We start from the raw sequence: 8,239 nt of genomic DNA, 5'->3' as shown, positions 1-8,239 counted from the left end.
TTCCCAGTTCGTATCCCAGACGGTACCGGCATCCCAGAAGAAGGAGGTACGAACAGAATTAGCATACTTATCGCTGATGAACGGCGTCGGCGTGATGAACTCCAGGCTGGCGACGCCCATGGCGTTACCGCCCACAGCATCGTCAGAGCCACATACCGAGCCTGCTACGTTGTTATCACAGTTATCCTGGCCGTTACCGCCGTAGTACACCGCTTTCGGACCAATGTTATTGGACTGGAAGCCACGTACGCTGCTGGAACCACCTGCATAGAAGTTCTCATAGAACGGCATCTCTTTGCCGCCCAGGCCATCACCATAACCCCACTTAGTACGACCCAGAACGACCCATTTGTGGTCATCATCAATCGGGAAGTACGACGCGGTATCCAGCGTGACTTTGTAGAACTCGTTATCGGAACCCGGTACGGTGACTTTACCGTTCAGGTTGACGCGCGAACCTTCTGTCGGGAAGTAGCCACGGTCAAGTCTGTTGTAGGTCCAGCCATAGTTAAAGGTGAAGTCATCGGCCGCGAAGCCGTTGTCATCATCCTGCGTACTGGCGCTCTGGCCGATGGAGTCAAGATAACGCCACATGGCGACCTGAGGTTCCATATTGGACAAATCGTTATGCACATAACCTAAGCCCAGACGCAACGTGTTGTATTCGTTGATCGGGAAGCCCAGTGTACCGTCAACGCCGTAGCTTTTGTTGGTATACGAGGAGAGGTCAGCGTCATCCGCTTCAAAGTCGTTATAGAAGATACGACCGCCCAGACTCACACCATCAACGGTGAAGTACGGGTTGGTGATCGAGAACTCAGAGTAGGTCTGGTAATCGTTTTTCGTGCCGTTGATGCCAACGGAGTAGCCGGTGCCTAACCAGTTATCCTGCTGCACGCCGACCTGGAAGCTAACGCCGCTTTCTGTACCGTAGCCAACACCGAAGTTGAAGCTACCGGTGTTACGCTCTTTAACTTTATAAACGACGTCCACCTGATCCGGGCTGCCCGGAATACGCTGGGTATCGGTATCCACCGTTTCGAAGTAACCGAGACGGTTCAGACGCTCTTTACCCTGGTCAACCAGATCGCTGCCCAGCCATGCCCCTTCCATCTGACGCATTTCGCGACGCAGAACGGCATCCTTCGAGGTGTCGTTACCTTCAAAGCGAATTTTACGAACGTAGTAGCGGTTACCGGCATCAACGTTGACATGCAGCTTAACGGTTTTATCCGTGTCGTTGATTTCAGGCTGCGACTGTACGCGCGGGTAAGCATAACCATAGCGACCAAGAAGCTTTTTAATATCGTCTTCCATTTTGGTCACTTTGGTGCCGTTATACAGCTCGCCCGGCTCAATTTTGGTCAGGCTTTCAATCTCGGCAGAGTGACCTGCCAGATTACCGCTGACCTCCACGCCGGAAAGCTTGTACTGATCGCCTTCGGTGACGTTTACGGTAATGTAGATGCCTTTTTTATCCGGCGTCAGGCTGACCTGCGTCGAATCAATGTTGAAACGGGCATAGCCACGATCCAGATAGTAGCTGCGCAGGGTTTCCAGATCGCCCGCCAGTTTCTGTTTCTGGTATTTACGATCGCCTACCACGTTCCACCATGGCACTTCATCACGCAGCTGGAAGGTTGAGATCAACTCTTCGGTGCTGAAGGCGTGGTTACCAACAATGTTGATCTGTTGGATCTTCGCCGAGACGCCTTCCTGGAAGACCAGTTTCAGGTCAACACGGTTACGCGGCAGCGGCGTGACGACCGCTTTTACGCTGGCGCTGTACTTACCGACGCTGTAGTAGAAATCCTCCAGCCCTTTTTCGATATCGGAAAGGGTGGTGCGATCCAGTGATTCGCCAACACGCACGCCAGAAGCCTCAAGGTTCTGTTTCAGCATGTCATCTTTCACTGATTTGTTACCAGAGAAAGTGATGCTGGCGATAGTCGGACGTTCTTTCACCTGTACAAGAAGGGTATCGCCATCACGCAGGACGCGGACGTCCTCGAAGTTGCCAGTGGCAAACAACGCACGAATGGTATTACTGATATCTTCATCATTAACCGTATCGCCCTGACGGACTGGCATACTGAGGAGGGCCGCACCAACGGCGACACGCTGAAGGCCTTCGAAATGAATGTCCTTCACTACGAATCCATCAGCACCGTATACGGTGGCGCTGCTAAACAGCAGCGACGCTATGAGCAACTTTTTCATCGCCATCGTTATTATGCGTTCTTCCTAACTAGCTCTCATAACCGAGAGAAATCATTGAAAAGTGCAAGCCCCATTAACAACACCAGCAAAATCGAGCCAATGCGGTAACTAAAGTCTTGAACTCGCTCGGATACCGGTCCGCCCTTTAGCTTTTCAATCGCTAAAAACAGCAGGTGCCCCCCGTCCAGAACAGGAAGCGGGAACAGGTTGATGATCCCAAGGTTCACGCTGATAAGAGCGAGGAACATCAGATAGTAAATCAACCCAAATTCTGCTGACATCCCAGCCCCCTGGGCGATAGAAATCGGCCCACTGAGGTTGTTCAGTTTGACATCACCGGTTATCAATTTCCCCAGCATACTGACCGTCAGCTTCATCAATTGCCAGGTTTTATCCGTGGCTTCAACGATGGCGCTGAATGGTCCGTACTGGCGTACTGTCTTGTACTCGTCAGGCAGCGGGATAATTTTAGGCACCACGCCTGCAAACCCTTCGTCCTTGCCGCTACCCGGTTTTGTATCTGGTATCAGTGTCAAAGACAAGGGGCTGCCCTGTCTTTCGATATCCAGTGCTAACGGCGTGCCGGGATTATCCCGGACAAGGGTGACAAAGGTCATCCACTGCGTTAACTGCTGACCATCGACTTTAACGATCCTGTCGCCTGCTTGCAAACCTGCTTTACTTGCAGCGGAGTCAGCCTGCACTTGCGCCAGTACCGGTTCAATCTGCGGACCGCGTGGCTGAATGCCGAGCGAGGCGACCGGATCTTCGCGGTCAGGCTCAAACGCCCAGTCGCGTAAATCCAGCGTCTTGTTCTGACGGCTGTCAGTACCAAAGGGGGCCACGCTGATTGTAGTCTGCGCATCGCCGATTTTGGACACCAGTTGCAAACGCACAGCATCCCAGTCAGGCGTTTCGATACCATCAATCGCTTTAAGTTCCGTGCCGGGCGTAATTTGCGCGCTGGCGGCGATTGAGTTGGGTGTTATTTCACCGATTACCGGGCGTACGCCAGGCACGCCGATGATAAACACCAGCCAGTAAGCGACGATAGCAAAGAGGAAATTGGCTACGGGACCCGCAGCAATGACAGCAGCACGCTGCCCGACGGTTTTGTTGTTAAATGCGGTATGGCGCAGTTCCGGGATCACCGGCTCTACGCGCTCATCCAGCATTTTAACGTAACCGCCAAGAGGGATAAGCGCGATAACGAATTCCGTACCCTGCTTATCGGTGCGACGCCAGAGCGCTTTACCAAAACCGATGGAAAAACGCTCTACCCGCACACCACAACGACGAGCAACCCAGAAATGGCCAAATTCATGCACCGTGATCAGCACGCCCAGCGCAACAATGAACGCCGCCAGATTCCAGAGAATACTCAGCATATAATCTTCCGTTAAATCGTCCTGAATACCAGCAATAACAGACAGGCAAACACCGGCACCGCCGCTGTCAGGCTATCTATGCGATCAAGTATACCGCCGTGTCCTGGAATAAGGTTACCGCTATCTTTGATACCGGCTTCACGCTTAAACATACTTTCCGTTAAATCACCGAGTACAGAGGCAAGCGCTGCGACAATTGAGCACACCAGCAGCGTGGAAGGCGCAACGTCCAGATTTGCCCACACGCCATAGCCCCAGGATATTACCGCGGCCGTAAATAAACCGCCAATAAACCCCTGCCAGGTTTTGCCCGGCGATACTTTCGGCGCCAGTTTATGCTTGCCGAACAGTTTACCAAACATGTATGCGCCGGAGTCTGCGCCCCATACGAGGATCATGACATACAGCAGCCACAGCGCGCCGCTGTAGTGGTTATCGTCATAGTGCCAGGCGCGCAGCGTCAGCATTCCCCAGAAGAACGGCACAATGGTGAGGATACCGAACACGAGACGTAGCGCTTTTGAATGTCGCCACAGGCTGGCCGACGCCGGATAAAACAGCACCAGCAGCAGCGCGGCAATCCACCAGCCTAAGGATGCCCACAGCGCGCCTTCAACCAGCGGTTGGCGGACGTTGTAATGGTATTCCGGCATCAGTAACAGCCAGCCCGCAAGCAGCAGCCCGCACAATACCGCCAGCCATACCCGCGCGTTCCGGGACGTGAAACCGCTAAACTGCCCCCACTCCCATGCGGCAAGCATGCATACGGCGATAGTGACAATAGCAAATCCCACCGGCGGCAGTAAGAACAGCGCCGCGATAACCACAGGGATTAATACAAAAGCAGAAATCAGGCGATACTTCAGCAAAAGCTACCCCCATCAGGCTTCGTCGCCACCAGGCTCGGTGCCGCCGAAACGACGCTCTCGATTGGCAAAGGCATGCAGCGCACCTTCAAAGTCTTGTTCATCGAAATCAGGCCAAAGAACGTCAGTAAAGTAAAGTTCGGCATAGGCAATTTGCCACAACAAAAAGTTACTTATGCGATGTTCTCCCCCTGTCCTAATTACTAAATCTACGGGAGCCAGTTCATGCATGCAGATTTGCTTACTCAGCGCGTCTTCATCAATCTGGTCGGGGCGCAACAGCCCTTCCTGGACCTGAGCAGCTAAATGCTGTACTCCCTGAATAATATCCCAACGCCCGCCATAGTTCGCTGCAATATTCAGCGTCAGCCCCGTATTCTGTGCCGTCAGGGCCTCAGCTTTACGGATCCGTTCCTGCAAACGGGCGTTAAAACGGCTGGTGTCGCCGATGACGTGCAGACGCACATTATGGCGGTGCAGGCTTTTTACTTCGCTATCCAGCGCCCACACGAACAATTCCATCAGCGCGCTGACTTCCTGCGCTGGCCGGTTCCAGTTTTCACTACTAAAAGCGTACAGCGTCAATGCATCGATGCCGTTATTCGCAGCAAACGAAACCGCACGACGAACAGACTTGGCTCCGGCTTTATGACCAAAAGCCCGTAATTTCCCTTGTCTTTTCGCCCAGCGACCATTGCCATCCATAATTATCGCAACATGACGGCAGCCATGCGCTGGCAAATTCTCGCTTAATGGTTGATTAGCAGACAACATAACGCGTTATTAGTCCCTGAAAAGGATTTAGCGGTAGCCAGGAATACTGAAGCCTTTACATAAAAAAGCCGTGTAAAACCACGGCTTACCTGACCTGAAAGGACAAAAGCCCCACGATCAGGTGGCGCAGACTATATCACTGAAGTAATACGCTAACAAATAGCACAACCACGAGTGGCTGTAATATCACCAGCTTGCGAGTTGCGTCACTTGTTTTTGTGCAACATCACGCGCAAGTTTATCAACAGCCAGTACATCATCGATACTTTGCGGTTCGCGCAAATCCATCTTCTCAAGCACAGACAGATTCAGGGCAGCAATGTCGGTAAAGCGAATAGCCGAGTCCAGGAAGGCCGCGACCGTCACTTCGTTTGCCGCATTCAGCGCTGTGGTTGCCGCCTGCCCCTGCTCAAACGCGTCCATTGCCAGCTTCAGGCAAGGATAACGATCGTAATCAGGCGCGCAGAACGTCAGTGCACTCAGCGTACTGAAATCCAGCGGCTTCGCGCCTGAGACCACACGATTAGGCCAGGCCATCGTATGGGCTATCGGCGTGCGCATATCCGGCTCGCCCAGCTGCGCTAACACGCTGCCATCCAGATAACGTACCATGGAGTGGATCACCGACTGCGGGTGGATCAGCACTTCCATCTGATCGGCGGAGGCATTAAATAACCAGCGTGCTTCAATGTATTCCAGACCCTTGTTCATCATGGTGGCTGAATCAACGGAGATCTTACGTCCCATTGACCAGTTCGGATGGCGACAGGCCTGATCGGGCGTCATTGCAGCCAGTTCAGACAGCGGCGTTTCGCGAAATGGGCCACCAGACCCGGTAAGCAGAATCGACATCACGCCGTTCTGCTCCAGATCAGCGTACCCCAGGTTGTGCTGGAAAGGTTGCGGTAAACTCTGAAAAATAGCGTTATGTTCGCTGTCCACCGGCAAAAGCTGCGCGCCACTGTGCTTCACGGCCTCCATAAACAGCCGTCCGCAGGTCACCAGCGACTCTTTATTGGCAAGCAGCACGGTTTTACCGGCACGAATAGCCGCCAGCGTCGGCAGAAGCCCTGCCGCCCCGACAATGGCCGCCATCACCTGATCAACCTCATCCAGCGCGGCCATGTCACAGGCTGCCTGCTGACCGCTTAGCACCTCGGTACGGCTGCCGTGCTGCGCCAGCGCGGCTTTCAACTGACGGGCGCAGGCGTCATCATCCATCACCGCATAGCGCGGTGAGAATTCGAGGCACTGTTCGACCATCCGCGCCACGTTTTTACCGGCCACGAGCGCCGTCACCGCGAAGGTTTCAGGATTGTGGCGAACCACATCAAGGGTGCTGCAACCAATAGATCCGGTTGAGCCAAGGAGGGTTAATTGCTTCATCAGACGCCCGGCGTAATTTTGGAGGATAGAAAGCAAAACGCCGCCAGCAAACCCTGTGGATTTCTGTACGGCGTTGTCATCATGTGCGCAGGATCAGAACTGCATCAGTTCCGCTTCTTTATCCGCCAGCGCCGCATCGATTTTTTTAATCGCCGCGTCGGTCTGTTTCTGCACTTCTTCCTGTGAACGACGATCGTCATCTTCGCTGATGGCTTTGTCTTTCAGCAGCGCTTTCACTTTATCGTTCGCGTCACGACGGACGTTACGTACAGCAACGCGCGCGCCTTCTGCTTCGCCACGCACCACTTTGATCAGATCTTTACGACGTTCTTCCGTCAGCGCAGGCAGCGGAACACGAATGTCGCTACCGGCAGAGTTCGGGTTCAGACCCAGATCGGATGCCATGATCGCTTTCTCAACGGCCGGGCCCATGGAACGATCGAACACGTTGATTTTCAGCGTACGGGAATCTTCAACCGTGACGCTGGCCAGCTGACGCAGCGGGGTCGGGGTACCGTAGTACTCCACAACGATCCCGTCCAGCAGGCTCGGGGACGCGCGGCCAGTGCGCACTTTGCTGATTTGGGTTTTGAATGCTTCCACGCATTTTTCCATGCGTACTTCAGCATCTTTTCTGATGTCGTTTATCACGTTACGGATCCTTGAAAACTTGTCTCAGGCAGGCCACACATAGCCACACCCAAAGGTGCGCTAAGTATAGCCTCGTTTCATTCATCACACTGTCACAGTGTCTGATAAAAATCGCTTTTAAATAAAGCGGGATCTTACCTTTATTTAGCGCTCACGGAAATTAGTCCGTGATTAAAGTTCCTTCTTTTTCACCCATGACCACGCGGCGCAGCGCGCCCGGCTTGTTCATGTTGAACACGCGGATCGGCAGTTTATGGTCGCGGGCCAGAGTAAAGGCCGCCAGATCCATGACTTTGAGTTCACGATCCAGCACATCAGCATAGCTCAGCTGATCGTACAGGGTGGCGGTCGGATCCTGCATCGGATCGGCAGAGAACACGCCGTCAACCTTGGTGGCTTTCAGCACCACATCGGCTTCGATTTCAATACCACGCAGGCAGGCTGCGGAGTCAGTGGTAAAGAACGGGTTGCCGGTACCGGCAGAGAGGATCACCACGCGGTTATTACGCAGCAGGCTGATCGCTTCCGCCCAGCTGTAGTTATCGCACACGCCATTCAATGGAATAGCAGACATCAGGCGGGCGTTCACATAGGCGCGGTGGAGCGCGTCACGCATCGCCAGGCCATTCATTACGGTTGCCAGCATGCCCATGTGGTCGCCCACTACGCGATTCATACCCGCTTTCGCCAGACCTGCGCCACGGAAAAGATTACCACCACCAATCACCACACCGACCTGGATGCCTAATTCAACCAGCTCTTTAATTTCCTGTGCCATGCGGTCGAGGATGCTTGCGTCAATACCGAAGCCTTCGGAGCCCTGTAACGCTTCGCCACTAAGCTTAAGCAGAATGCGTTTATAGACGGGTTTTGCATTGGTAGCCATGATTCTTTCCTGAGACTGTCAACGATTGAGAGGGGTTATTTCAGGCGACATATTACGTCGCAAACCAG

The 8,239-nt window shown here is 53.6% G+C and carries 7 protein-coding genes; all 7 read right to left on the bottom strand.

The genetic code is table 11. The annotated features are described in order from the left end of the window. Positions 1-2,226, bottom strand: a 2,226-nt coding sequence (bamA, locus tag QRD42_RS08775; protein WP_321988639.1) for an outer membrane protein assembly factor BamA, incomplete at its 3' end; no start/stop codon positions are given. Between the two features lie 29 nt (positions 2,227-2,255). Beyond that, positions 2,256-3,608, bottom strand: a complete 1,353-nt coding sequence (gene rseP, locus QRD42_RS08770; RefSeq protein WP_072570723.1) for a sigma E protease regulator RseP — start codon at positions 3,606-3,608, stop codon at positions 2,256-2,258. Positions 3,609-3,619: 11 nt separating this feature from the next. After that, a complete protein-coding gene (gene cdsA / locus QRD42_RS08765) occupies positions 3,620-4,477 on the bottom strand; it encodes a phosphatidate cytidylyltransferase (protein ID WP_072570722.1) in 858 nt (285 codons plus the stop codon). A gap of 12 nt (positions 4,478-4,489) precedes the next feature. After that, positions 4,490-5,248, bottom strand: coding sequence for a (2E,6E)-farnesyl-diphosphate-specific ditrans,polycis-undecaprenyl-diphosphate synthase (gene ispU / locus QRD42_RS08760; protein WP_072570720.1), 759 nt, complete (start codon positions 5,246-5,248; stop codon positions 4,490-4,492). A 186-nt stretch (positions 5,249-5,434) separates the two neighbouring features. Further along, positions 5,435-6,634 (bottom strand): 1-deoxy-D-xylulose-5-phosphate reductoisomerase, encoded by a 1,200-nt coding sequence (gene ispC / locus QRD42_RS08755; RefSeq protein ID WP_318363903.1) that lies wholly within the window; start codon positions 6,632-6,634, stop codon positions 5,435-5,437. A gap of 93 nt (positions 6,635-6,727) precedes the next feature. After that, a complete protein-coding gene (gene frr / locus QRD42_RS08750; protein WP_072570719.1) occupies positions 6,728-7,285 on the bottom strand; it encodes a ribosome recycling factor in 558 nt (185 codons plus the stop codon). Between the two features lie 160 nt (positions 7,286-7,445). After that, positions 7,446-8,171, bottom strand: a complete 726-nt coding sequence (gene pyrH / locus QRD42_RS08745) for a UMP kinase (RefSeq protein ID WP_072570717.1) — start codon at positions 8,169-8,171, stop codon at positions 7,446-7,448. Between the last annotated feature and the right edge of the window lie 68 nt (positions 8,172-8,239).

The sequence above is a fragment of the Enterobacter sp. PGRG2 genome, assembly GCF_030291195.1.
GTDB lineage: Bacteria > Pseudomonadota > Gammaproteobacteria > Enterobacterales > Enterobacteriaceae > Enterobacter_D.
The sequence above is the reverse complement of the archived record's forward strand: the minus strand, read 5'-3'. Positions and strand labels throughout refer to the sequence as shown.

Bases quoted from the DNA above. Each gene is read 5' to 3' on its own strand.
- ispU (WP_072570720.1), bottom strand. From the start codon at position 5,248: ATGTTGTCTGCTAATCAACCATTAAGCGAGAATTTGCCAGCGCATGGC.
- rseP (WP_072570723.1), bottom strand. From the start codon at position 3,608: ATGCTGAGTATTCTCTGGAATCTGGCGGCGTTCATTGTTGCGCTGGGC.
- pyrH (WP_072570717.1), bottom strand. From the start codon at position 8,171: ATGGCTACCAATGCAAAACCCGTCTATAAACGCATTCTGCTTAAGCTT.
- ispC (WP_318363903.1), bottom strand. From the start codon at position 6,634: ATGAAGCAATTAACCCTCCTTGGCTCAACCGGATCTATTGGTTGCAGC.